General features: G+C 66.4%; 23 protein-coding genes and 1 tRNA gene. 12 read left to right on the top strand and 12 right to left on the bottom strand.

What is annotated here, in order from left to right:
• Positions 1–23: 23 nt before the first annotated feature.
• On the top strand, positions 24–1,394 hold the full coding sequence (locus tag ACZ75I_RS12255) for a formimidoylglutamate deiminase (RefSeq protein WP_346476811.1): 1,371 nt from the start codon (positions 24–26) through the stop codon (positions 1,392–1,394).
• A 27-nt stretch (positions 1,395–1,421) separates the two neighbouring features.
• The gene (hutC, locus tag ACZ75I_RS12250; RefSeq protein ID WP_134968801.1) at positions 1,422–2,150 is read left to right on the top strand and encodes a histidine utilization repressor; all 729 of its coding nucleotides are present in this window, start codon (positions 1,422–1,424) and stop codon (positions 2,148–2,150) included.
• A gap of 117 nt (positions 2,151–2,267) precedes the next feature.
• On the opposite strand, the gene ACZ75I_RS12245 is transcribed toward hutC, so the two are convergent.
• The 3 genes from ACZ75I_RS12245 to ACZ75I_RS12235 form a co-directional block, all read right to left on the bottom strand.
• Complete coding sequence (locus ACZ75I_RS12245; protein WP_346476810.1) at positions 2,268–3,272, bottom strand: restriction endonuclease; 1,005 nt, start codon at positions 3,270–3,272, stop codon at positions 2,268–2,270.
• A gap of 236 nt (positions 3,273–3,508) precedes the next feature.
• Positions 3,509–4,000, bottom strand: coding sequence for a phasin family protein (locus ACZ75I_RS12240; protein ID WP_005417304.1), 492 nt, complete (start codon positions 3,998–4,000; stop codon positions 3,509–3,511).
• Between the two features lie 81 nt (positions 4,001–4,081).
• A complete protein-coding gene (locus ACZ75I_RS12235; protein WP_005417302.1) occupies positions 4,082–4,357 on the bottom strand; it encodes a polyhydroxyalkanoic acid system family protein in 276 nt (91 codons plus the stop codon).
• Between the two features lie 125 nt (positions 4,358–4,482).
• Here ACZ75I_RS12235 and ACZ75I_RS12230 point away from each other — a divergent pair, with 125 nt between their 5' ends.
• The 4 genes from ACZ75I_RS12230 to aroA all read left to right on the top strand — a co-directional run bounded on the left by ACZ75I_RS12230 (position 4,483) and on the right by aroA (position 9,147).
• On the top strand, positions 4,483–5,289 hold the full coding sequence (locus ACZ75I_RS12230) for an FHA domain-containing protein (protein ID WP_472957970.1): 807 nt from the start codon (positions 4,483–4,485) through the stop codon (positions 5,287–5,289).
• Between the two features lie 137 nt (positions 5,290–5,426).
• Complete coding sequence (gene serC, locus ACZ75I_RS12225; protein ID WP_472957969.1) at positions 5,427–6,512, top strand: 3-phosphoserine/phosphohydroxythreonine transaminase; 1,086 nt, start codon at positions 5,427–5,429, stop codon at positions 6,510–6,512.
• A 51-nt stretch (positions 6,513–6,563) separates the two neighbouring features.
• Positions 6,564–7,763 carry a prephenate dehydratase gene (pheA, locus tag ACZ75I_RS12220; protein ID WP_005417297.1) on the top strand — a complete coding sequence of 400 codons (1,200 nt, stop codon included), beginning with the start codon at positions 6,564–6,566 and terminating at the stop codon, positions 7,761–7,763.
• 76 nt (positions 7,764–7,839) lie between these two features.
• Positions 7,840–9,147, top strand: coding sequence for a 3-phosphoshikimate 1-carboxyvinyltransferase (aroA, locus tag ACZ75I_RS12215; RefSeq protein ID WP_472957968.1), 1,308 nt, complete (start codon positions 7,840–7,842; stop codon positions 9,145–9,147).
• Between the two features lie 110 nt (positions 9,148–9,257).
• On the opposite strand, the gene ACZ75I_RS12210 is transcribed toward aroA, so the two are convergent.
• Positions 9,258–9,830: an energy transducer TonB gene (locus ACZ75I_RS12210; RefSeq protein ID WP_180870628.1), complete on the bottom strand. Its 573-nt coding sequence runs from the start codon at positions 9,828–9,830 to the stop codon at positions 9,258–9,260.
• A 121-nt stretch (positions 9,831–9,951) separates the two neighbouring features.
• Positions 9,952–10,590, bottom strand: a complete 639-nt coding sequence (locus ACZ75I_RS12205) for an energy transducer TonB (RefSeq protein WP_154351053.1) — start codon at positions 10,588–10,590, stop codon at positions 9,952–9,954.
• 113 nt (positions 10,591–10,703) lie between these two features.
• Between ACZ75I_RS12205 and serS the strand changes: the two genes are divergently transcribed.
• Complete coding sequence (gene serS, locus ACZ75I_RS12200; protein ID WP_088497905.1) at positions 10,704–11,984, top strand: serine--tRNA ligase; 1,281 nt, start codon at positions 10,704–10,706, stop codon at positions 11,982–11,984.
• A 117-nt stretch (positions 11,985–12,101) separates the two neighbouring features.
• Here serS and ACZ75I_RS12195 read toward each other — a convergent pair whose 3' ends face one another.
• Together ACZ75I_RS12195 and ACZ75I_RS12190 are read right to left on the bottom strand one after the other, a co-directional pair.
• Positions 12,102–12,458 (bottom strand): SH3 domain-containing protein, encoded by a 357-nt coding sequence (locus tag ACZ75I_RS12195; protein ID WP_346476739.1) that lies wholly within the window; start codon positions 12,456–12,458, stop codon positions 12,102–12,104.
• A gap of 137 nt (positions 12,459–12,595) precedes the next feature.
• Complete coding sequence (locus ACZ75I_RS12190; RefSeq protein WP_061478956.1) at positions 12,596–13,183, bottom strand: FMN-dependent NADH-azoreductase; 588 nt, start codon at positions 13,181–13,183, stop codon at positions 12,596–12,598.
• 127 nt (positions 13,184–13,310) lie between these two features.
• Here ACZ75I_RS12190 and ACZ75I_RS12185 point away from each other — a divergent pair, with 127 nt between their 5' ends.
• On the top strand, positions 13,311–14,303 hold the full coding sequence (locus ACZ75I_RS12185) for a LysR family transcriptional regulator (protein WP_005410175.1): 993 nt from the start codon (positions 13,311–13,313) through the stop codon (positions 14,301–14,303).
• An 81-nt stretch (positions 14,304–14,384) separates the two neighbouring features.
• On the opposite strand, the gene ACZ75I_RS12180 is transcribed toward ACZ75I_RS12185, so the two are convergent.
• Positions 14,385–15,455, bottom strand: coding sequence for a DUF4241 domain-containing protein (locus ACZ75I_RS12180; protein ID WP_472957963.1), 1,071 nt, complete (start codon positions 15,453–15,455; stop codon positions 14,385–14,387).
• Between the two features lie 124 nt (positions 15,456–15,579).
• Here ACZ75I_RS12180 and ACZ75I_RS12175 point away from each other — a divergent pair.
• A tRNA-Ser gene (locus ACZ75I_RS12175) sits at positions 15,580–15,669 on the top strand.
• A 43-nt stretch (positions 15,670–15,712) separates the two neighbouring features.
• On the opposite strand, the gene ACZ75I_RS12170 is transcribed toward ACZ75I_RS12175, so the two are convergent.
• From ACZ75I_RS12170 to acuI, 3 genes are all read right to left on the bottom strand, one after another.
• Entirely contained in the window at positions 15,713–16,174 is a 462-nt protein-coding gene (locus ACZ75I_RS12170; protein WP_472957962.1) for a DUF6713 family protein, read from the bottom strand.
• Positions 16,175–16,225: 51 nt separating this feature from the next.
• Positions 16,226–18,979, bottom strand: coding sequence for a UvrD-helicase domain-containing protein (locus ACZ75I_RS12165; RefSeq protein WP_472957961.1), 2,754 nt, complete (start codon positions 18,977–18,979; stop codon positions 16,226–16,228).
• 152 nt (positions 18,980–19,131) lie between these two features.
• Positions 19,132–20,121 (bottom strand): acrylyl-CoA reductase (NADPH), encoded by a 990-nt coding sequence (gene acuI / locus ACZ75I_RS12160; RefSeq protein WP_472957959.1) that lies wholly within the window; start codon positions 20,119–20,121, stop codon positions 19,132–19,134.
• Positions 20,122–20,222: 101 nt separating this feature from the next.
• Between acuI and ACZ75I_RS12155 the strand changes: the two genes are divergently transcribed.
• Positions 20,223–20,576 carry a winged helix-turn-helix transcriptional regulator gene (locus tag ACZ75I_RS12155; RefSeq protein ID WP_049415019.1) on the top strand — a complete coding sequence of 118 codons (354 nt, stop codon included), beginning with the start codon at positions 20,223–20,225 and terminating at the stop codon, positions 20,574–20,576.
• 55 nt (positions 20,577–20,631) lie between these two features.
• Here the strand turns inward: ACZ75I_RS12155 and ACZ75I_RS12150 are convergent, their stop codons facing one another.
• Complete coding sequence (locus tag ACZ75I_RS12150; RefSeq protein ID WP_180870658.1) at positions 20,632–21,081, bottom strand: DUF3592 domain-containing protein; 450 nt, start codon at positions 21,079–21,081, stop codon at positions 20,632–20,634.
• A 634-nt stretch (positions 21,082–21,715) separates the two neighbouring features.
• Between ACZ75I_RS12150 and ACZ75I_RS12145 the strand changes: the two genes are divergently transcribed.
• On the top strand, positions 21,716–22,123 hold the full coding sequence (locus ACZ75I_RS12145; protein ID WP_180870660.1) for a hypothetical protein: 408 nt from the start codon (positions 21,716–21,718) through the stop codon (positions 22,121–22,123).
• Positions 22,124–22,199: 76 nt separating this feature from the next.
• The gene (locus tag ACZ75I_RS12140) at positions 22,200–23,063 is read left to right on the top strand and encodes a Smlt3025 familytype IV secretion system inhibitor (RefSeq protein ID WP_180870662.1); all 864 of its coding nucleotides are present in this window, start codon (positions 22,200–22,202) and stop codon (positions 23,061–23,063) included.
• The last annotated feature ends 19 nt before the right edge of the window (positions 23,064–23,082 follow it).

Raw genomic sequence — 23,082 nt, 5'->3', positions numbered from 1 at the left:
CGTCCATTTCGGGTTGTCCAGCCATGTCCGATTCGCGTTCCCCGCACAGTTTCCATGCCGCCCACGCCCTGCTGGCCGAGGGTTGGGCCCGCGATGTCCGCCTGCAGGTGCAGGACGGTCGCATCACGGCGATCAGCGCGGGGCAGGGCGCCCAGCACTGCGACATCCGGGTCGGCATCTTGGTGCCGGGCCTGCCCAACCTGCACAGCCACGCGTTTCAGCGTGGCATGGCCGGCCTGACCGAGATCGGCGGCGGTGACGGTGACAGCTTCTGGAGCTGGCGCGAGCTGATGTACCGCTTCCTCGCGCATCTGCGCCCGGACGCGGTGCAGGCCATCGCCGCCCAGGCCTATATGGAAATGCTGGAAAGCGGCTTCACCCGCGTCGGCGAGTTCCATTACCTGCACCACGATGCCGACGGCCGCGCCTATGCCAATCGAGCCGAGATGAGTGCACGGATTGCCGCCGCCGCCGACCAGACCGGTATCGGGCTGACCCTGCTGCCGGTGTTCTATGCGCATGCCGATTTCGGCGGGGCGGCGCCGAATCCAGCGCAGCGGCGGCTGATCCACGACGTGGAGGGTTTCGCGCAGCTGCTGGAGGCCGCCAAGCCGGCATTGGCCGCGCTGCCCGACGCGGTGCTCGGCATCGCACCGCACAGCCTGCGTGCGGTCACCGGCGAGGAACTGAGTGCGTTGCTGCCGCTCACCGACGGCCCGGTGCACATCCATATCGCCGAGCAGGTGCGCGAAGTGGAGGCCTGCCTGGCCTGGAGCGGCCAGCGCCCGGTGCAGTGGCTGTACAACCATGCGCCGGTGGATGCGCGCTGGTGCCTGGTGCATGCCACCCACATCACCGATGACGAGCGCGCGGCCATTGTGGCCAGCCAGGCCGTGGCCGGCCTGTGCCCGATCACCGAGGCCAATCTGGGCGACGGCCTGTTCCCGATGCAGGCCTTTGCGCGCGAGGGCGGACGCTTCGGCGTCGGCTCCGATTCCAATGTGCTGATCGACGCGGCCGAAGAACTGCGCCTGCTTGAATACGGCCAGCGGCTGACCCTGCGCGGTCGCAACGTGCTGGCGCCGGATGCCACCCGCAGCACCGGTCGCTTCCTGTTTGAAGGTGCATTGCACGGTGGCGCACAGGCGCTGGGCGTGGCCGCTGGCCTGCAGGTGGGGGCCAGTGCCGACCTGGTCGAGCTGGATGCCGGGCACCCGGCGCTGCAGGCGCGACAGGATGACGCATGGCTTGACAGCTGGGTGTTCGCCGCACGTAATGGCGCGCTGCGATCGGTCTGGCGCCATGGCCGCCAGTGCGTGGCCGAGGGCCGCCACCTGCAGCGCGAGGCGATCACCACCGCCTTCGCCGCCGCCCTGAAGGGCGTACTGGGCTGATCGCCTCCGCCACCGGGACCTCATTACGTGAAGGCCAGCAAGTCCGCCACGCTCAACCAGCGTATCCGCAGCGATCTGGAAAGCCGCATCCTCAGCGGAGAGTGGGCGCCGGGCTTCCGTATTCCGTACGAGCACGAGTTGATGGAGCAATACGGCTGCTCGCGGATGACGGTGAACAAGGTGCTGACTGCATTGGCCGAGAGCGGCATGATCGAGCGCCGCCGTCGCGCCGGTTCATTCGTGGCGCGGCAGCCGCCGCACCTGGAGCAGGTGGCGCTGGAGATTCCCGATATCGCGATGGAGGTCGGTTCGCGCGGCCATCAGTACGCGTACCGCCTGCTGCAGCGCGAGCTGCGCCTGGCCGACACCGGCAATGCCGGTGAAGTGGAGCTGGCCGGCAGCGAGAAGCTGTTGGCGATGCGCTGCCTGCACCTGGCCGATGGCCGTCCGCTGGCGCTGGAGCATCGCCTGATCAGTCCGGTAGGCGTGCCCGAGGTACTGGAAGTCGATTTCAGTACCACCGCGCCGGGCAGCTGGCTGCTGCAGAACGTGTCCTGGACGCGCGCGCAGCATCGCATCAGTGCCTGGGGTGCGGACACCGCCACGGCCAGGCTGCTGGACGTGAAACCGGGTACCGCCTGCCTGGTGATCGAGCGCCTGACCTGGCGTGGCGATCAGCCGATCACCCGCGTGCGCCAGGTATTCCTCGGCGACGCGTGGGACCTGGTCGCGCGCTTTGCGCCTGGGGCGCGCTAGAGGCGTATCCACGCATGGCGTGGATCTACTGAATCCCGGTTGGGATTATCCGACGCGTGTGAATCCCTGGTAGATCCACGCCATGCGTGGATGCTGCCCCATCAAGATGCTGCCCCATCAATACGTAGCGCACTGCCGCCAGCGTACCGGCTCATCCACGCCGGGGCGGGCGTTGAGCTGGATGCGCACGTTGCGCAGGGCGGGGTAGTGCAGCACTTCCTCGCAGACCAGCGGCCAGACCTTTTCCAGTTCGCCGGTGCGGTTGATCGCCAGCGTCTGCCGGGTCAGCCAGACACCGCTGGCGATGCCGGGCTTGCCGGCCAGGGCCCGGGCCAGATCGGCCTGGAAGCGCTCCAGCGTGGCCGCATCCGGATTGGGATTGCTGCGCGCGTCGGCCGCCGGGGCGACGGCAGCCGCGGGTGCAGGGGCGGCCGGGAGCACTGCCGCGGTGCCAGCAGGTTCCGCCGCAGGCGCGGTTGAAGGCGTCGCCACCACCGGTGCCGCAGCAACCGGCGCGGCCTCTTCCACACGCAGGCCCTGCAGGCCCAGGCCAACCAGCAGCCCCAGCGTTGCCGAACCCAGTGCGGCGATGGCGATGCGGCGCAGCGCTTCGTGGCGGGCGCTGGCGCGCACGCGCGCTTCGATGTCGCCGGGCAGGTAAGGCTGCAGCAACGGCCACAGGCGCGGGCCGTCCAGCACTTCAACCGCCTGCTTCTCGGCGGCGCTGCGGCCGTCGCGCTCGATGCGGCCTTCGGTCAGCAGCACGCCGCCCTTGGCCCCGGCCAGGCGCGCGGCCGCACCCAGCTCGTTCACCGCGGCGGTGCCGATGCGGTAGGCCAGGCCATGCTTGCACGACACCAGCCAGTGGTTGGGGCCATCGCTGAGCATGAAATCGCTGCTTGGCTCGCGGGCTTCTTCCGCCGGATCGATCAGCTCACGCAGGCCGCGCTGTTCGCGCAGCATGCGCTTGACCAGAACCGAGAATTCGCGCCAATGCATGCCCGCCAGGGCCTGCAGGCCGAGTTGCATCTCCTTCTGCCGCCGCTTGACCCACCACAGATAGACAACGGCCAGGGAACAGCTAAGCAGGGCCGACAGCAGGGCCAGGATCCAGGGGAGCATGCAGGAGTAGGGCGGAAGGGGCGAAAGCGGAGGACGACAGTGTAAAGGTCGCGGTGCCTGGCCGGGTCAGGATGTTCCTGACAGAAAGCGTGATGGAGCGCGCAGATCGGCGTACAGCGGGCACGAAAAACCCGCCAATCCTGAAGCCGTGAGGGGAGGGAACAAACGGCAGCCGAAGCGATTGGCGGGTTGCTCGCGATTGTCAATCAAATTTTATTGCATTGCAACAATCGTGGTCAGGGCACGCTGTCCGGCGACTGATGGCTGCCCGGAGCAGGGGCATCGGTGCCGGACGCGGCGCGGTTTTCCAGCTTGGCCAGGCGCGCGTGCAGGGCATCAATGCGGGCCTCCAGCGCGGTCACTTCGTCGGCGGTGGGTACATGCAGGCGCTTGAGTACGCCCTGCACCTGGTCATCGAAGGCCTTCTCCACCTTGTTCCAGGTGCCGGAGGCCTTCTCGCGGGCCTCGTCCAGCGAGGTCTCGACATTGTCACGCCAGCCCGGGCCCTGATCGCCGTTGCGTTCACGGCGGCGGGCTTCCCAGGCTTCGCCTTCCTTCACCAGGCCATCGAAGAAGCGGCTGCCCTCGGCCTGGGCGCGACCCAGCGCACCCAACCCGGCCAGCCAGACCTGCTGGGCCGAATCGCTCAGCTTGCGCGAGAAGCGCTCGGCCTGGTCACTGAAAGAGGCATCGTCGTTGCGGCGGTCGTCGTTCTCGTAGTGGTTCATCGCACTTCCCGTGGGAGTTGGGCCTGCCCCCGAGAGTAGCGCGCACCGGCGTTGCACGGCCGTGACGGCCGCCGCCGGGGTTCAGCCCAGCTTTTCCTTCAGCACACGCTGGATCTCGCCTTCGACCATGCCCTTCATCGCCGACAGCAGGAAGCCCAGCTTGGCGGTTACGCGCACGGCACCCGGCTGCAGTTCGATCGCACCGTCCACGCCGCTGCCGGAGAAGTTCAGTACGTCGGCGGTCCAGGACGACTTCAGGCCAAAGCGCTCGGACAGCTTGGCAGCGACCTGTTCGATCGCGGCGCGCGCCTGTGCATCGGGCAGGGCGTGGGCGTGGCGGACATCGATGGTGGACATGCAGGCTCCTGGCGCAGGGCGGGGTAGGTCGACGAGGGCAAGCATTGTGCGCATCAAGGGCCGCCGCGCCAAGCACTCATCGTGGGTTCTTCTTCGTTGGCGACCAACCTGCTAGGCTGCGCCGCGTGCAGAACCTGCTTGTTCACTTCAGTCAACAACAACAGCCCGACCAGCCCTTGCGGCCCGGGGTGCAGCGCATCGTGCGCCAGGCCAACGGCAGCGTGCGGCTCGGAGATCCCGGCCACGGCGCACTGCTGCTGGCCCAGTTCTGCATGGATGATCGCGGCCTCTGGCTGCAGGTCGGCAACGGCATCCGCGGCGTCCACGTCAACGGTCGCCCGGTACGCCGGATGGCCCTGCTGCGTGCAGGCGATGCGGTGTATGTGGATGGCGTGGAGATGGTCCTTCAGGGCGAGGTCGAAAGCCTGCTGCAGGCGCCTGCGCCGAGAACCGAAGATGGCAGCGACGAGCAGCAGCGGCTGCTGCGCGGTGTCGGCGGCCTCCATCATGGCCGCAGCTTCACCCTGTCGCGGGCCCGCCTGATCGGACGTGGCAACGAGGCCGACATCGCCATCGATGACCCGGCTTTTGCCGAGCAGCATGCCCGCGTGGAAGTGCACGGCGAACGCGTGCTGCTGCGCGACCTCGGCAGTGCCGACGGCACCCGCGTCAATGGCGTGGCCGTGCGCCATTGCTGGCTGCAGGCCGGCGACCAGGTGGTGTTCGATGGCCAGCACCGTTTCGTGCTGGAAGTGCCGCATGATCCGCGCCGGCGGTCGTTGCCGGTCGAGGACGAGTCGGGCGAGGACGTGGAACAGGCGCCGGTGCTGCCGGTTGCGCCGCGCAGGGTGCGGCGCTGGCCGTGGCTGCTGGTCAGTGCGCTGCTGCTGGCCGCGCTGCTCAGCCTGCTGCTCTGGTTCGGCGCGCGCTGACGGTAGTGCCGGCCAGCGGCTGGCACTACCCGGTCGCGTTGCCGATGGATTCCAATGAAACCAAATTTCCCTTGCCGCACAAGGCCGCAAGGCTGGTGCACTGCGGCATACTAGGGGTCTTGCCCCACAGGTGTGACATGACGCGCGCGTTCAACTTCAGTGCCGGCCCTGCGACCTTGCCGGAATCGGTCCTGCGCCAGGCGCAGGCGGAAATGCTGGACTGGCACGGGTCCGGCGCTTCGATCGTGGAAATGAGCCATCGCGGCGCGGAATTCATGTCCGTGGCCGCCGAGGCCGAGGCCGACCTGCGTCGCCTGCTCGATATCCCGGAGGACTATGCGGTGTTGTTCCTGTCCGGTGGTGCCACCACCCAGCAGGCGCTGATCCCGCTCAACTTCGCCGCCCCCGGCCAGCGTGCCGACTACGTGGTCAGTGGCCACTGGGGCAAGACCGCGGTCAAGCAGGCCGGTGTCTACGTGGACGTCAACATCGCCGCCAGCAGCGAGGCCGATGGCTATCGCACGCTGCCGCCGCGCGCCGATTGGCAGCTCTCGCCGGATGCCGCCTATGTGCACATCACCGCGAACGAGACCATCCACGGCGTCGAGTTCCGTGATGTGCCCGATACCGGCAATGTGCCGCTGGTGGCCGACTTCAGTTCGTCCATTGCCAGCGAACCGCTGGACGTGCGCCGCTACGGCGTGATCTATGCCGGTGCGCAGAAGAACCTGGGTCCGGTCGGCATCGCGGTGATGATCATCCGCCGCGACCTGCTCGAGCGCAGTGGCCAGCCGCGCGCGGACATCTTCGATTACCGCTCGCATGTCGCCCGCGATTCGATGCTCAACACCCCGCCGACCTGGAACTGGTACCTGGCCGGCCTGGTGTTCAAGTGGATGCTGGCCGAGGGCGGCGTGACCGAGTTCGCCAGGCGCAATGCCGCCAAGGCCGCGCTGGTGTACGGCGCCATCGACGGCTCCGGCGGCTTCTACCGCAATGAGGTTGCACACGCGGCCCGTTCGCGGATGAACATCCCGTTCTTCCTGCCCAACGCCGATCTCGATGCCCGCTTCGTGGCCGAGGCCAAGGCCGCAGGCCTGCTGGCGCTGAAGGGGCACAAGGTCGTCGGTGGCATCCGTGCCTCGCTCTACAACGCCATGCCGCTGGCCGGGGCCGAGGCGCTGGTCGCCTTCATGGCCGATTTCCAGCAGCGTCACGGCTGAGCAATGAACGGCGCGCACCGTCGGGTTCGTGCCCCGCAACAAGGAATTCCGATGGCAAGCAGCAAATCCAGCAAGAAGGCGCCGAAGAAGGCCGAACCGGCCAAGGACAGCGTGCCCACCAAGGCGAAGGGCAAGGCCAAGGCCACCTCGAACCCGGCACCCACCCTGGCGCCGCTGGCGCTGGCCGATGTGCGCTCGAAGATCGACCAGATCGACCGCGACATCCAGAGCCTGATCGCCGAGCGCGCGCGCTTCGCCCACCAGGTCGGCAAGGCCAAGGGCAAGCTCGCCGCCGCCGTCGACTACTACCGCCCCGAGCGCGAAGCGCAGGTGCTGCGCATGGTGGTGGACCGCAACGAAGGCCCGCTCAGCGATGAACTGCTGGTGCACGTCTACCGCGAGATCATGTCGGCCTGCCTGGCCCAACAGGAGCCGCTGAAGATCGGCTACCTCGGCCCGGAAGGTACTTTCAGCCAGCAGGCGGTGCTCAAGCATTTCGGCCGTTCGGCGCTGGGCCTGCCGATGGCCAGCATCGAAGAGGTATTCCAGGAAGTGGAAGCGGGCAACGCCGATTTCGGCGTGGTGCCGGTGGAGAATTCGGGGCAGGGCACCATCCAGATCACCCTGGACATGTTCCTGACCTCCAACCTGAAGATCTGCGGCGAAGTGGAACTGCGCGTGCAGCAGTACCTGATGTCGCGCAGCGGCCGCATCGAGGACATCGAACGCATCTACGCGCATCCGCAGTCGTTCATGCAGACCTCGGCGTGGCTGCGCGCCAACCTGCCGAAGGCCGAGAAGATTCCGGTGTCGAGCAACGCCGAGGGCGCGCGCCGTGCGCGCAACGCCGACGACGCGGCGGCCATCGGCGGCGAGAGTGCCGGCCACGTGTACGGCCTGAAGAAGGTGGTCACCAAGCCGATCCAGAACGATGCCGACAACACCACCCGCTTCCTGGTGGTGGGTCGCAACATTTTCCCGACCTCCGGGCACGACCGCACCTCGGTGCTGGTGTTCATCCATGACAAGCCCGGTGCGCTGTTCGACGTGCTCAGCCCGTTCGCCCGCCACGGCATCAGCATGAACCGCATCGAGTCGCGGCCGTCACACCACGGCAAGTGGGAGTACGGTTTCTTCATCGACCTGGCCGGCCACATCGACGACGCGCCGATGCAGGCTGCGCTGGCCGAACTGGAAGCGCACTCGGCGCAGATCAAGGTGCTGGGCTCCTATCCGGTGGCCGTGCCCTGAGTGCTGCTGCGGCGGCAACAGCCGCCGCTCCCTGATGCATCGCCGGTGCTGCCGGTGTTTACGGAATGATCGAACGATGAGCAACGCGCAACACTGGATTGCCCGCAAGGGCCAGCCGCTGCAGGGCAGCCTGACCATTCCCGGCGACAAGTCGGTCTCGCACCGCTCGGTGATGTTTGCCGCGCTGGCCGATGGCACCTCGCACATCGAAGGCTTCCTGGAAGGCGAGGACACCCGTGCCACGGCGCGCATCTTCAGCCAGCTGGGGGTGCGCATCGAAACGCCCAGCCCGTCGCAGCGCGTCGTGCACGGCGTCGGCATCGATGGCCTGAAGGCGCCGGATGCACCGCTGGATTGCGGCAATGCCGGTACCGGCATGCGCCTGCTGGCCGGCCTGTTGGCGGGCCAGTCGTTCGACTGCACGCTGATCGGCGATGAGTCGCTGTCCGGTCGCCCGATGCGCCGCGTGACCGGCCCGCTGTCGCAGATGGGCGCAAGGATCGACACCCAGGACGATGGCACGCCACCGTTGCGCGTGCATGGTGGCCAGATGCTGCACGGCATCGATTTCGCCTCGCCGGTGGCCAGCGCGCAGGTCAAGTCGGCGGTGCTGTTGGCCGGGCTGTATGCGCAGGGCGAAACCAGCGTGACCGAACCGCACCCGACCCGCGACTACACCGAGCGCATGTTGTCCGCATTCGGCGTGGACATCGCGTTTTCGCCGGGCAAGGCCCGCCTGCGCGGTGGCCAGCGCCTGCGCGCCACGGATATCGTGGTGCCCGCCGATTTCTCTTCGGCCGCGTTCTACCTGGTCGCCGCCAGCATCATTCCCGGTTCCGAGCTGCGCCTGAAGCAGGTCGGCCTGAATCCGCGTCGCACTGGCCTGCTGCACGCGCTGCGCCTGATGGGTGCGGACATCACCGAAGAGAACCCGGCCGAGCAGGGCGGTGAGCCGGTGGCCGACCTGGTGGTGCGCTACGCCCAGTTGAAGGGTGCACGCATTCCGGAAACGCTGGTGCCGGACATGATCGACGAGTTCCCAGCGCTGTTCGTGGCCGCCGCGGCCGCCGAGGGCCAGACCGTGGTGAGCGGTGCGGCCGAACTGCGAGTGAAGGAATCCGACCGCCTTGCGGCGATGGCCACCGGCCTGCGTGCGCTGGGCATGCAGGTGGACGAAACCGAGGATGGCGCCACCCTGCACGGCGGCGTTCGGCTGGGAAGTGGCACCATCGAAAGCCACGGCGACCACCGTATTGCCATGGCGTTTGCCATTGCCGGCCAGATCAGCGACGGCGAAGTGCGTATCAATGACATCGCCAACGTCGCGACCTCCTTCCCGGACTTCGACGGCCTGGCGCGCAGCGCCGGCTTCAACCTGGCCTGATCGGCCAATCAGGTTTTCCGGTAGGTGCCAACCTCGGTTGGCACGCTTCTCCGCATAAAAGGACGGAGGCCGAAGCCTCCGTCTAAACATCACGAACCCCTCGTCCGCGATCAACGCTGTCCGGTACGGAAATCCACCGGGACCCGCACCACACTGGCCACTGCACGGCCTTCATGCATCGCCGGCTGGAACTTCCAGTTCTGCACGGCGCTCAGCACCGCACGATCCAGGTCACGGCTGCGCTCGCCGCTGCGCGAAACAATCGCAGCATTGGTCACCTGGCCGCGGGCATCGACATTCAGGCTGGCGATCACGCTGCCCTGCACGCCATTGCGCAGCGCGGCAGCAGGGTAGGTCGGCTTGCTGTTGCCTGCCAGCGGGCGCGCCTCGCGATTGCGTACGGCAGGGGTGGCCTTGCGCTGGTTGCCGGCCGCTGCGGCCTGGCGTGCCGCAGGCTGCTGTACGTCGGCGACCGGCGCCTGCTCGGGGGCGGGCAGCATGCGCTCGCCGACCGGTGCCGGCGCCACGTCTTCCTGGTTCGAGTGACGCAGCCAGAGCAGCGCGGCGGCAAACATCGCCACGATCAGCGCGATCCACATCCAGGGCGACGTGGGCTTGTGCTGTTCGCTGGCGTCCGGCTGCAGCTGCGGCGAATGAAGGTCTTCGTGGGTGGTGGCGGTCATCGCGAACTCCTTCCGTCAATTGGACGACGGGAGAGAGTGTTGCGCGGGCCAGTGGCGTGAAGTGTCAGCGTTGCGTCAACGCAACCGGCAGGGTTCAGTTTGCCTGCCGGGAAACGTTCAGTTACTGGGTCTTGAAGTCGAACGGCACTTCAATGCTGCCCGGTACGGCCTGGCCGTTACTCTGTGCCGGGGTGAAGCGCCAGCGGCGCACCGCATCGGTCGCGGCACGGTCGAGCTCGCGTGAGCCGCTGCGCTGGATTACCGTGACATTGTTCGGATAGCCGGTGGCATCCACGTCCACGCGTACGACCACACTGCCGGTCTCGCCGGCGCGCAGCGCGGCGGCCGGGTAGGCCGGCGGTGGCGACTGGCCGGCAATCGGCATAGGTTGGCTGTTGCCCGTGGCAGCCGGCGCGGGAACCGGTGCGGCCGGGGCCGCTTCGGCGACGGGCGCCGGCGGTGGCGGGGCCGTTTCCACCAGCTTCGGCGCTTCTTCCTCCACCGGTGCCGGCTTGGCATCGGGCATGTCGCTGGAACCGGCGGCCGCCGCCAGCGGTTCGGGCAGCGGTTCCACCTGCGCCGTCTCCTGCGGGGTCTGTGCGGCCGGGTCGGCGCGGAAGAATTCCTTGTCGCGACCGGTGAACCAGACCAGCACGAACAGCAGCACGCCCACGCCGAAGGCGATGCCCGCGATCTTCAGGGCGTTGCGCGGGATATGCACGGTAAACGACTTGGCGGACGACGAGCGGGGTGCAGACATGGACCGGACCAGTACGGAATGCCCCGATTCTGCCACGGCGGGAATGAACCGGGCGGCAGAAATCCGTATAACAAGCGATAATCCCATCCCTGATACCCACCACGACACCTGCCATGCTTGATCCAGCCCTGCTCCGCCACCAGCCCGCCGACCTCGCCGAACGCCTGCGCGCCAGCCGCGGCTTCGAGCTCGACGTGTCTGCCTTGGAGTCCCTGGAGGCCGATCGCAAGCGCATCCAGGTGCGGACCCAGGAGCTGCAGAGCCTGCGCAACAGCCGTTCCAAGGCCATCGGCCAGGCCAAGGCCAAGGGCGAGGACGTGTCGGCCATCATGGCTGAAGTTGCCGCCTTCGCCGACGAGCTGAAGGCCTCGGAAGTGGCGCTGGACGAGCTGCGCGAGAAGATCGAAGCGATCTCGATGGGGATCCCGAACCTGCCGGCCGATGACGTGCCAGCCGGTGCTGACGAGAACGACAACGTCGAGCAGGCGCGCTGGGGAACCCCGCGCCAGTTCGATTTCAAGGTGCTCGACCACGTTGAACTGGGCGCCCGCAATGGCTGGCTGGACGGCGAGACCGCGGCCAAACTGTCCGGTTCGCGCTTCACCGTCCTGCGCGGCCCGATCGCGCGCCTGCACCGCGCCCTGGCTCAGTTCATGGTCGACCTGCACACCGGCGAGCACGGTTACGAGGAAACCAACGTACCGCTGCTGGTCAATGCTGACTCGCTGCGCGGCACCAGCCAGCTGCCGAAGTTCGAGGACGACCTGTTCAAGACCGCCGTGGGCGACTCCACGCGTTACCTGATCCCGACGTCGGAAGTGCCGCTGACCAACATCGTGCGTGACGAGATCGTCGACGCCGAGCGTCTGCCGCTGCGCATGACCGCTCACTCGATGTGCTTCCGTGCCGAGGCCGGCAGCGGCGGCCGCGACGTGCGCGGCATGATCCGCCAGCACCAGTTCGAGAAGGTCGAGCTGGTCTCGATCAGCCGCCCGGAAGACAGCGACGCCGAGCACCAGCGCATGACCCGCTGTGCCGAAGTGGTGCTGGAAAAGCTGGGCCTGCCGTACCGCAAGGTGCTGCTGTGCACCGGCGACATGGGCTTCTCGGCGGTGAAGACCTACGATCTGGAAGTCTGGCTGCCGTCGCAGGAGACTTACCGCGAGATCTCCTCGTGCTCGAACTGTGGTGACTTCCAGGCCCGCCGCATGCAGGCGCGCTGGCGCAACCCAGCCACCGGCAAGCCTGAGCTGGTGCATACCCTGAACGGCTCGGGCGTGGCGGTTGGCCGTGCGATGATCGCGGTGATGGAGAACTACCAGAACGCCGACGGCAGCATCACCGTGCCGGAGGCCCTGCGCCCGTACATGGGCGGCCTGGAAACCATCGCCTGACAGCGGGCGCTCAGTGTCCTGTAGAGCCGAGCCTATGCTCGGCTGCTCCTGCCCATCGCGGGCCGCATTGTTTCTATCGGCGCTCCGCGCGCCGCCGCCCGAGCATGGGCTCGGGCGCTACGGGGCTTCTGAAACCCGCAGCTTCTCCAGCGGCACCCATCCCGGTTCGCCGTTCTCCGGCACGCACCACGCCCAGCCATTGAGGATGCGCAGCCCGCGCAAGATCTGCCCGGGATCCACATCCAGCTCCCGCGCGCAGTAATCCTCCGTGGCATAGGCGTCATCCTGCGCATCGCGACCGATCACCGGCGCCGGCACGAAACCGGGCTGCTGCCCTTCGGCTTGGCACAGGAACCAGTCTTCCCAGCCCTCCGGGCCTTCATAACGTTCGCCCACCACCAGCGCCTGGCCACGGCGCAGGGTGATCGGGTGCGGAAATTCGCTGCGGTGCGCAGCCGTCACGATGTAGTTCATGCCCCCAGCCTAGCGCGTCGCAAAAGAAAACGGCCCCGCACAGCGGGGCCGCCAGGGTGGGCCGGGATGGGGGAGGGGATCCCGGCCCGCGTTCAGCGCCCAGACGAGGAGAGAGGGGCGCCGAACGTTGGAACGCGTTATGCGGCGACGGGTTCGGCCGCTTCGTGCGACGGCAGTGCTGCCAGCGCACCGGCGATGGCGTCTTCACGGTGCTGCGGCGAGTAGGCGATGCCCTCGGCGCGCACGAATTCGACCTCGTTGATGCCCATGAAGGCGAACACCTGGCGCAGGAACGGCTCCTGGAAGTCGGCCGGCGAGTCGGTGTAGATGCCGCCGCGGCTGCTGGCGATGATCACCCGCTTGCCACCGGCCAGGCCCACCGGGCCGTTCTCGGTGTACTTGAAGGTGCGGCCGGCCACGGCCACGCGGTCGATCCAGGCCTTCAGGGTGGACGGGATGCTGAAGTTGTACATCGGCGCGCCGATCACCACGATGTCGGCGTCCAGGAACTGCTGCATCACCTGTTCAGCATCGGTCGCCTCGGCCGCGTCGGTCCTGGCCAGCGAGCTGCTGCGCAGATGCGGTACCGGATTGGCGTCAAGATCGCGATAATCGACCTGCAGGCCATCAATCTGGCTGGCGAAGCGGGCGACCACGGCGGCCGACAGCTGGCGCGAGACGGAGTTGTCGCCAAGCACGCTGGCGTCGAGATGCAGAAGCTTCATGGCAGTCACCTGTGTTCTGGGAGGAAGGGGCGGGGTGGCCCCGCCGACGGAGAGAACAATAGGTTGTTGCAAAGGCGGAATAAAGGTGATTGAATGCCACGTATTGTTCTAGATATGGAACTCGGGTATGCATGACCTGAATGACCTGTACTACTTCGCGATGGTGGTCGACCACGGCGGATTCGCCGCCGCCGAGCGCGCACTGGGTATTCCCAAGTCGCGCCTGAGCCGCCGCATCAGCCAGCTGGAAACCGACCTGGGGGTACGCCTGCTGCAGCGCTCCACGCGCCGTTTCGCGGTCACCGATGTCGGCACCAGCGTGCATCGCCATGCGCAGACGATGCTGGCCGAGGCCCAGGCCGCCCGCGAAGTGGTGGACCGCCTCAGCGCGGAGCCGCGCGGCGTGGTGCGCGCCAGCGTGCCGGTGTCACTGGCGCAGATGCAGCTTCCCAAGCTGCTGCCCAAGTTCCTTGAGCAGTACCCGAAGGTGCGGCTGCAGCTGAACATCAGCAACCGCCGCGTGGATATCATCAATGAAGGCTACGACGTCGCCCTGCGCGTGCGTTCGCGCCTGGACGACGACGGCAGCCTGGTGATGCGCAGCTTCGGCCAGGTGCAGGAACTGCTGGTGGCCAGCCCCAAATACCTGGACCGCGCCGGCCGCCCCAAGGACCCGGAAGAGCTCACCCAGCATGTCACCCTCAGCATCAGCGAAGACGAAGCCCGCCAGCGCTGGGAACTGCATGGCCCGGAAGGCGAAGTGCGCCGGGTCGACCTGCAGCCGCGCGTGGCCGGCTTCGACTTCCCGCTGCTGCAGAGCATGGTGAAGGACGGTTTCGGCATCACCATGCTGCCGGAAACCGTGTGCGCCGATGCCGTGCGCAATGGCGAGCTGGAAGTGGTGCTGCCGGACTGGTCACTGCCGCAGGGCGTGTGCCACGCCGTGTTCGCCTCGCGCCGCGGCCTGTTGCCGGCGGTGCGCGTGTTCATCGACTTCCTGGCCGAGCACCTGCCGCCGCAGCTGGAGGCCTCGCGCCTGGATTGCGGTGGCGCCTGTGAAAAGGCCAAGGAGCGGATCAAGGCCAGTGCACTGGGCGCGCTGGCGGTGGATGCGGGCTGAGGCACCTACCCGCAACTGCACCGCTAATCTGTGAAACGGTAGCGCCGGGCCATGCCCGGCGTTGCTGCTTTCTGGCGCCGATTAGTTTCGCCCGAACAGCCGGTCCCAGAAGCTGCGTCGCGGCAGTGCGGCCAATGTGGGCTCGGCAACGACCGGCGCTTCCAGCACCGCCATCAACTCCGCGCTGCGCGGCTTCTTCAGGAACCGCGCGTAGTCCAGATAGCCGGTCACCTTGCTCATGTGCAGGCGCTCGGGCATCGCCGGTAATGCGCCACCCTGTAGCAGCACCCGCAGTGCCTGCGGGCGGTCCAGGCGGATCGCCTCGTACAGCGCGGTGCCGCCGCAGCCCGGTTCGATCTGGTTGGCGCGCTGCGGCGCACCCTTCAGCAGGTCCTGCAATGCCTCCGTGTCGTCTCGTTCGACGGCAGCCACCAGACGCGCCAGCGCCTCGGCTTCTGCAGCTGGCAGGTTGTCGCGATAGGCCTGGTCGGCAATCTCGCGCTCGTCGCGCCCATCACCGCCCTGGATGCAGAGGAAGTCGGTGACCAGCGCGACCGGAATGCCGGACGTATCCAGCGCCCAGTAGCTGGGATAGACACCGTCGCCCCAGCCGCTGGTGAATACGACCAGGCCGTGCGGCGAGTCCTCGCCCCAAGGGCGGTACTCGGCGCCTTCATCCAGGCCATCGTGGTCGATCAGTGCATCCGACCATTCACCGTCTTCGTCGCCATCGGCCTGTTCGATCAGGGCCAGCAGCGCCTGCTGGGTGTCGGTGTCCATGAAGCAACCGATGCCGGCATCGACCGGGTAGCCGATGAAGCTGTCCTCATCGAGGCCGGTCAGGTCCTGCGTGGTCCAGCGCGCCATCTGCCAGTGCAGGGCGGTCGCGGTGAGAGCTTCGCGGGGTTTGAACCAGACCACGGCCAAGGCCGGGCGGCCGCTGTGCATGATGATTTCGACCGGGTGCCGGCCCAGCGGGGCGGTGTAGTCGGCCAGCGCCGGCGCCTCGGCCTGGACCAGCGGATCGCAGACCACCAGCTGCCCGCTGCTGACCGGCAGGTGTCCGGCGAAGGTGCGGTGCAGGGCCACCGCAGCCAGCTGGGTGTCGTCCAGCAGGCAGGTGCGCAGGTTGGCCAGATCGAGATGGGCCATGGCGGCTCCAAGTGCGGTGAAGGTCCCCACCGTGCCGGATGCGGAGGGCAGGGGCAAGGTGGTCTTGGGCAAACGCCCTTCACGTGCGAGAATACGCCGCTGCCCGGGCGACCGGGACCCGATTGGAGAGATGGCCGAGCGGTTTAAGGCACCGGTCTTGAAAACCGGCGAAGGGTCAAACCTTCCGTGGGTTCGAATCCCACTCTCTCCGCCAGTTGATTCAAAGAGCCCCTGGATTCAGGGGCTTTTTCGTCTCGTCAGTCCACGCCATCGATCTGCACGCGAGCCGGGGTAGCACGGCGGCCTTGCATGAGGAGCCCGACGCCGGCCACGAGGCAGGCCGCCAGCGTTGCGATGGAGAGCGGAAGCAGGAACTCGTTACGACCGGCCGCGGCGAGGCCCACATGAATCATGGCGGTGCCGGCGCCAACTGTCCCGCACAGGCTGGCATACGCCCGCGCGGAGGGCTTGGCCAGCACAACCTGGCGATAGCCATGCAGCAGGGCGCCCACAGCGATCAGGTTGAAAGCCAGAAACCCCTGGATGCCGCCGGGAACGCCGAACAGGGCCCACTCTTGCCAGAACGCTGCATCAATCTGGTGCAGGACCAACGCCAGCAGTGTTGCCAGATACCACCGTTCCATGGGGTCGTCCATTTGAATGTCGGCAAAGTCTAGCAGCCGGAGTGAGTAGTCGATCTCCGCCTGGGCGAAGCTCACGGTGACGGTGAGAGCAGTGCGCACATCGCCAGGAAAGCGCAGAGAATACGCTCACCCACGACGCCCACCCTTCGGCTTGTTATGGCACAACGGATAACTCGAGCACGACCGGAAAGCCCCATGCGGCCCATTCCGGTCCACGAACACGCCCACCTTGCACACCGGGCAGCGCTCTTCGTGGATGGCCGCGCCTGAAATCGCGGTCACTTCCACGGCGCCGTCCTTCACCAGCTCATCCAGGAATGGCGAGTGCTTGCCCTGCAGGGTGAACATCGCAACCGACCGTCGCGCACGCGTCAGCGCGACATAGAACAGCCGCCGTTCTTCGCTCAGCGGATAGGCATCCCCATCCGGCATCGCCAGCGAAAGCACCGGATCATCCGCGCGCAGGCTCGGGAAGCTGCGGTTGATCATGCCCGGCAGGATCACGTAGTCCGCCTCGCGCCCCTTCGATCGATGGGCGGTCAGGAACTCGACCTCCATCGTGCTGCCAAAGGCCATCTTCCAATCCAAAGGCATCGCGCTGCGGTCCGCGCGATACCGCCCCAGAATGAACACAGTCACGCGCCCGTTGCGGCCCTGCGGCACTGCACCTGACAGCAGTTGCTGGTGCAGCGTCGCAAGGTATTGGCGAACACCATCCTCTACCTCTTCACGCCGGTTCATCTGGAACGCCTGCAGCACCGGGCCCATTGACGGCGCAGCAGAGCGGACCTTCTTGGCCATCTGCGTGGGGTTGCGGCTGATGAAGCGGCTGGAAACATCACACAGTGCTTGCGGGCAGCGGAACGTCTGCTCCAGTTTCAGCACCTGGCCATGCCCCATCCACTGGTGGAATCCGGTCATCACCGAAACGTCGGCGCCAGCGAAGCGATTGATCGACTGCCAGTCATCGCCCACCGCAAACAGATAGCGGCCCGGTTGGCTGACCAGCGCACGGCAGAGGCGCGCACGGGCGCGCGAGGCATCCTGGAACTCGTCGGCCATCACCAGCTCGTAGGGTGATTCATAGTGGCCCTGTTCCAGCAGCCCGGCGGCCATGTTGAGCATGTCCTCGAAGTCGATGCTGCGCTCGTCAGCCAGTGCATCGTCCCAGGCCTGGAAAACCGGCCCGGCGATCTCCAGGAAGCGCCGGTAGCGTTCCTTGAACTGATCCTCAGACATCTGCCGCAGGCGTGCGGCCATATCGTCCAGCGTCAGGCAGTTGCTCTTGGCATGCGCAATGAAGGTGCGCATCAGGCCAATCAGGTCTGCATCCGGCATCGGCTTGGCGCCCGGGTCAGGCAGCTCGCGGTCCGGGTTCGGGTCGAGTTCGACACCAGACGCACCCAGCCGCTCGGCTAGATCCTGCAGGGCCTGTCCACTGCGCAGGCCGAACGACGTCGTTTCGACCAGTGCAGTGCCGCGCGCCGCATGCTGCTGCCGCTTCCAGTGCATGCCTTCGCTGTAGTTGGCAAAGTGCTTCGGCGGCTGGCCATCTGCATCCAGTGCAAAGTGCTCGTGATACAGCCGGGCGTCCGGGTAGTAGAAGTCCGGGCGATACTGGCGATGGGTGTCCGTCGCGGTATCGAATTCGTAGCGCCGCTCGTAGTCGTACGCCACGCCGTTGTAGAACAGCCAGTCGGCGATGACGCACTCTTCGAGGCTCTTCACCCGCTCGCCCTGCAGGGTACGCATGTAGGGCGTGCCATCGCGGTCGTAACCATCGGCCATCATGTCGGCACCCAACGGCGGCAGATCGCGTCCGAACACCAGGCGGAACATGTCCCACTGGGTGCGGAAGTGGGTCGAACGGTCCTTCAGGTCGTCCACCAGTTCGGCCAGCTTGTTGAAGCCCAGCGTCGCGTCGACCGCCCATTCCGGGATATCGGGCTTGCGCCCTGTGGCCTTGGCGATGATGGACAGGCCCAGGGCGTGGAAAGTCCGGGCCTCAACCACGGTATCGCCCATGCCGAGCCGGTCGAAGCATCGCTGCGCGCGCTCTTCCAGCTCCTGAGCGGCGTCCTTGTTGAAGGCGAGCATCACGATCCGTTCGGGCTCCATGAAGCCGCGATCGATGGCATAGGCGGCCTTGGCGACCATCGTAGAGGTTTTGCCAGAGCCGGCCGCGGCCACGACCTGCACGCGGTTGTCGAAGCAGATGACGGCGCGGGCCTGCTCCTCGGTCAGCGGCCTGCTCTCGACCCGGTCCAGGAAGGGCTTGGCCAGACCCAGTTCGCGGGTCGCCATTGCCTCATTGGCGTCCGCCCACAGGGCGGGCCAATCCAGCTGCCAGTCATGCAGTGCGTCCAGTGCCATGCGGTGGCGGTCCGAGTGCAGGTCGTCATGCACCTCCTCGTCGAGGAACAGCTGCTCCAGCTCGGCGGGCGGCAAGGGCAGGGACGGGCGGTCGGCCAGCAACGCCTGCTGCTGTTCGTACGTGATCCAGCGGCGGCCGGTGGTGCCTCGGTCGGTAAGCGCATCTGCCTCGGCCAGCCACGCCTGGATCTGCGCCAGAACGTGCTCAAACAGTGCCTTGCGCCCCCGCCTGGAGCGCGCGAAAAGCATGTGCTGCACGGCAGCGGCAAGCCCGGAGCCCTGGCTGTTCGGCAGCCCATCCACAGACAGTGCTTCGCCGCGCTCGGTCGTCAGTTCGACCCTGGACCAGAGTACGCCGCGAACGACCCGCACGCTGTGTTCGTTCGCTACATGCTGGCGGTACTGCCTGCCGTCGATCAACAGTGCGACCTGTTCGCCATCCAGCCGCAACTGCCAGTCCGGCGAGCGGGTCACACGCTGGCCCCAGCCCGAGGGGCGCCATTCCATAGACATCCAGATACTGCCTTGCGTACGTCACCGGGCGTAAAGCGCCCTTGCCGCCCCATGATAAGGCGGCTTGGCGTGGCACGTTGCGTTTTTCCGGTCAGTCGCGCGCGTGAGCCAGCGATGGCATTGCACCCTCGCCGGCGCGACAGGCGTCAGGCGTTCACATCCACGACGATGCGGCCGCGCACCTTGCCGGGGATGATCTGCTCATAGACATCCAGCACCTCGGCGAGCCCGATCTGCTGCACGGTGCTTTCCAGCTTCTGCGGGTCCAGGTCGGTCGCAAGCCGATCCCAGGCGCGCTGGCGAACCTCTTGTGGAGCATTCACCGAATCCACGCCGGCCAGGGTCACGTTGCGCAGGATGAAGGGCAATACCGAGCCGTGCAGAGCGTCGCTCTGCGCCAGGCCGCACGCGGCCACGGCGCCGCGGTACTTGGTCTCGGCGATGGCGTTGACAAGGGTGGGGCCGCCGGCCACATCGACCACGCCTGCCCAGCGCTCGGCACTCACCGGCCGCTCGCGCGGCTCCGAAAGCTGCGCACGATCGATGATCTCGGCCGCACCCAGGTTGTGCAGATACTCAGCATGCTCCGGGCGTCCGGTGGCGGCCACCACGCGATAGCCCAGCTTCGAGAGGATCGCCACCGCAATCGAGCCGACGCCACCGTTGGCGCCGGTTACCAGCACATCGCCCTTCTCGGGCGTCACGCCGGCATGTTCCAGGGCCAGCACGCACAGCATGGCGGTGTAGCCCGCGGTGCCGATGGCCATGGCGTCGCGGGTGCTCAGGTTGCCGGGAATCCGGTTGAGCCATTCGCCCCGCACCCGGGCGCGCTGGGCCAGGCCACCGTGGTGGCCCATGCTCAGGTCCCAGCCATTGAGCACGACGCGGTCGCCTGGCGTGAAGTCGGTCCTGCTGGATTCCAGTACCACGCCTGGCAGATCGATGCCGGGAATGAGCGGGAATGTCCGGATGATCGGACTCTTGCCGGTGAGCGCAAGCGCATCCTTGTAGTTGAGCGTGGAGTACTCGACCTGCACCAGGACATCGCCGTCCATCAGGTCCGCCTCGTCGAAATCGACCAGCTCGGTCGAAAGCTGGTTGTTCGTCTTGCGTGTCAGCAGTGCTTTGAACGTCATGGATGGCCTCACATTCATGGAATGGGGCCATGCTAGGCTCGTGCCACTATTGCAACAAGAACGATGATTTTCCGTAGGTACTATGGTTTTCCGGAGTACGCATGCGTAGCAAGCGTTGGGATGGCAAGAGCGGGTGTGCGGTGGAAGTCACGCTGTCCGTTATCGGTGGCGTGTGGAAGCCGATCATTCTGTTTCACCTGATGACCGGCAAGCGACGTTTCATGGAACTGACGCGGCGGGTTCCCAATGCCACCCAGTCCATGCTCACCAGCCAGCTGCGTGAACTGGAAGCCGATGGCGTGGTGATCCGCCACGTGTACCCGGAAGTGCCGCCCAAGGTGGAATACGAGCTGTCCGAGTTCGGCCGCACGCTGGTGCCGGTGCTGCTGGCCATGCGCGAGTGGGGCGAGACCTACCGCGGCCATGGAAGCACGGAAGGCGATTGCCAGAGTTGAAGAGACTTTTGGCTCTGCGCGAGCGCATTGGTGGATGCGCTCGCGCCTGGATGGGTCAGGCCGGCTGCGCTTTCCGGCCCTGCACCACCCGGGTGGCCAGCAGTGCCAGGGTGACCAGCCCGGAGGCGATTGCCAGCCACAACAACAGCAGGGAGTTGTCCGTTTCGCCAACGGCCATCGCCACGGACGGGTCTTTGGCGTTGTAGCGGATATCAATCTCCTCCGCCTCGTCGGTGGCACGCATCCGGTTGCCAAGGTCGTTGGAGACCGCGATCTTCTCGACCCGTGATTGGCCGTCTTCAGTTTCGAACTCGACATTCAGGACGAAGTTGCTCTTTCTGCCCCTCTTCTCATCCCAATGCACCTCGGTGACGAGGCCAACCGCATCGCGCCCTTCAGCGCCATCAGTAAGCGCATGACGATGATGATCGTTGTAGGCGGCCACGGAAAGTGCGACAGCTATACCAGCGGCAACAAGGATGTTGCGCCAGGAAGTGAATTCCATGATGAGCTCCTGATCCATTGAGGTCGGCGACTATAGTCATCAGCTCGCGGATCTCGTATGAAAATGGCGCGGCGCGCACATTCCGTTGTGATCAGATCTCGCGCTCGAATATAGCTCTGGGCGCTTCCATGCAACTGTTCCCGGTGTGTATCCAGCGCGGGCCGATGGTGTTCGAGCTGGAAGGGAATGCTGTGCGTATTGCGACTTTCTGCGCGATCGCCATAGCCAGTGTGTCGTGTTCGGCTCGAAGTGATCGTTAGGTCGCACGCGCAGGCGGGCGCGATGTACCAACGAAGCGCGTCAGTCGGTGGGCGGTTCGCCATCCCGTGACGCAACCAGCGTAGGAACGCGTCAGCGCGGACTTTTCCTACTTTCCATCCACGACGGAGTGTGCCCATTATCGCCGCGCCAAGGCACTCGCCCTGGCCGGGATTGGCGTCCTGAACTTACGAGATACGCGGCGTCGGGCTTGCAGGCCAACCTGCAACTCCGACAATGCACCGCCTGCCAGTTCATGGTGGACGGTGCGTGGGGATCTAGCGATCCGCCGGCTTTGGTATCTCGTATCCGGCACGCCAACCCGCACCGTCCGCCACCTCGCATCTGCAGGTGGCCACATCGTGAGGTTGCCGTCATGCCTGAACGTCTTCCCGACCATCCCCGCCTGCACGCGCTGCTGGGCGCCGCCGCGCGCGATCTTCCCCCTGCCTTGGCCGAAACGCTGGAGGACGCGCTCCGCGAATCCGCCGAATTCGTCACGCCATCGGCATTCTTTGCGCACCTGGCAGGCCACGGCAGGAACCTGCGCGCTGATGGCGAGGCCTGGAATGAAATGTGCCTGAGCCCCGGCCGCGCGTTCGACATGGCCCTGGCGACCCGAAGCATTTCGGGCATCACGGCGTTGACTGCGGTGCTGCACGCTGCGCATGTGGCGCGGGAGAGCGACGATCCCGCCTGCTGTCCCTCCGCCGCCGTGGTCGAGGGCCTGTTCAACGCCTGCCAGGCGCTGTCACTGCAGGTGGAGCGCTGCCTGGTTCCATGAAGGGCTGCGATGCGGTTCCTGTTCCGTTGACGCCCGGCTCCTTATAGTGGCGCTGGAACCCTGCAATGGAATGCCCATGCACGTGATGTCCCCGAGCCGTTGCCTGACGCTTGCACTTGCCGTCGCGGTGAGTGCCGGCGCGTGTGCGCGGCCGCCGTCCACCGAACACGAAAGGAATCCCGCCATGCCCGGCGCAACGCAGACCGGCCGCACGATCAACGGTCACACCTATACCGATGCCCCAGTGGACGTGAAGCTCGGGCCGAACACCTTCCGCATCCCGGCCAACTACCTGGACAGCCAGATCGCACCGTGGCCGGGCGAGGGCGTGACGCTGGTCATCGAGTGGCCGGACATGACGCCGACGCCGCCGGGTGCCCGGGCCAATCCGCGTACGAATGATTTCCGGAAGGAGATTCCCATCCGGATCAACTATGTTGATCGCGTTCCCGTTGAAACACTGCTTTCAAGGCTGTCGTCAAATGAAGCCATCACGGAGGAGGGCTCTGTGGAAAGGGAGGATCCCAGGGACCGTCTCGATCAACGCGTTGCACAGCCGGAAACCTTGGGCCTGACGCCCTATGCAATCGATGAAGCGAAGATGGTGGTGTACGCGAAGAAGTATGAGGCGCGGTACGGGAAGCCGCCTGTGCGCAATCCCGCCTACGAAAGAGACTGGTACATCGCACGTCAGAGCGACGGCCGGATCAGCTCATTCATCAAATGTGACGGCGAGGAATTCCGAGGCGATGGCGTGCGGCTGGAGGGGCGAGAGGTGATCAGTGAGCCAGGGGAAGTGGCCGCGGGCTGCGTTCATTACTTCGTGGACATCGACAACAAGCTGTCCGTCAGCCTGGACTACAAGAGAGCGTTTCTGAAAGACTGGAAGCGCATGGAAGAGGCCGTCAGGGACGTCATCGCGCGCACCCGGTCCAAGTGATCGGTGATTCAAGGAAGAG

This window comes from Stenotrophomonas sp. X (genome assembly GCF_055721025.1).
Note: the sequence above shows the minus strand (reverse complement) of the source record. Positions and strands in the feature narration are given on the sequence as shown.

Excerpts from the sequence above, each read along its gene's own strand:
- ACZ75I_RS12255 (WP_346476811.1), top strand. The coding sequence starts at position 24 with ATGTCCGATTCGCGTTCCCCGCACAGTTTCCATGCCGCCCACGCCCTG.
- ACZ75I_RS12245 (WP_346476810.1), bottom strand. The coding sequence starts at position 3,272 with ATGCTCCCCTGGATCCTGGCCCTGCTGTCGGCCCTGCTTAGCTGTTCC.
- ACZ75I_RS12240 (WP_005417304.1), bottom strand. The coding sequence starts at position 4,000 with ATGAACCACTACGAGAACGACGACCGCCGCAACGACGATGCCTCTTTC.
- ACZ75I_RS12235 (WP_005417302.1), bottom strand. The coding sequence starts at position 4,357 with ATGTCCACCATCGATGTCCGCCACGCCCACGCCCTGCCCGATGCACAG.
- serC (WP_472957969.1), top strand. The coding sequence starts at position 5,427 with ATGACGCGCGCGTTCAACTTCAGTGCCGGCCCTGCGACCTTGCCGGAA.
- pheA (WP_005417297.1), top strand. The coding sequence starts at position 6,564 with ATGGCAAGCAGCAAATCCAGCAAGAAGGCGCCGAAGAAGGCCGAACCG.
- aroA (WP_472957968.1), top strand. The coding sequence starts at position 7,840 with ATGAGCAACGCGCAACACTGGATTGCCCGCAAGGGCCAGCCGCTGCAG.
- ACZ75I_RS12210 (WP_180870628.1), bottom strand. The coding sequence starts at position 9,830 with ATGACCGCCACCACCCACGAAGACCTTCATTCGCCGCAGCTGCAGCCG.
- ACZ75I_RS12205 (WP_154351053.1), bottom strand. The coding sequence starts at position 10,590 with ATGTCTGCACCCCGCTCGTCGTCCGCCAAGTCGTTTACCGTGCATATC.
- serS (WP_088497905.1), top strand. The coding sequence starts at position 10,704 with ATGCTTGATCCAGCCCTGCTCCGCCACCAGCCCGCCGACCTCGCCGAA.
- ACZ75I_RS12195 (WP_346476739.1), bottom strand. The coding sequence starts at position 12,458 with ATGAACTACATCGTGACGGCTGCGCACCGCAGCGAATTTCCGCACCCG.
- ACZ75I_RS12190 (WP_061478956.1), bottom strand. The coding sequence starts at position 13,183 with ATGAAGCTTCTGCATCTCGACGCCAGCGTGCTTGGCGACAACTCCGTC.
- ACZ75I_RS12185 (WP_005410175.1), top strand. The coding sequence starts at position 13,311 with ATGCATGACCTGAATGACCTGTACTACTTCGCGATGGTGGTCGACCAC.
- ACZ75I_RS12180 (WP_472957963.1), bottom strand. The coding sequence starts at position 15,455 with ATGGCCCATCTCGATCTGGCCAACCTGCGCACCTGCCTGCTGGACGAC.
- ACZ75I_RS12165 (WP_472957961.1), bottom strand. The coding sequence starts at position 18,979 with ATGGAATGGCGCCCCTCGGGCTGGGGCCAGCGTGTGACCCGCTCGCCG.
- acuI (WP_472957959.1), bottom strand. The coding sequence starts at position 20,121 with ATGACGTTCAAAGCACTGCTGACACGCAAGACGAACAACCAGCTTTCG.
- ACZ75I_RS12155 (WP_049415019.1), top strand. The coding sequence starts at position 20,223 with ATGCGTAGCAAGCGTTGGGATGGCAAGAGCGGGTGTGCGGTGGAAGTC.
- ACZ75I_RS12150 (WP_180870658.1), bottom strand. The coding sequence starts at position 21,081 with ATGGAATTCACTTCCTGGCGCAACATCCTTGTTGCCGCTGGTATAGCT.
- ACZ75I_RS12145 (WP_180870660.1), top strand. The coding sequence starts at position 21,716 with ATGCCTGAACGTCTTCCCGACCATCCCCGCCTGCACGCGCTGCTGGGC.
- ACZ75I_RS12140 (WP_180870662.1), top strand. The coding sequence starts at position 22,200 with ATGCACGTGATGTCCCCGAGCCGTTGCCTGACGCTTGCACTTGCCGTC.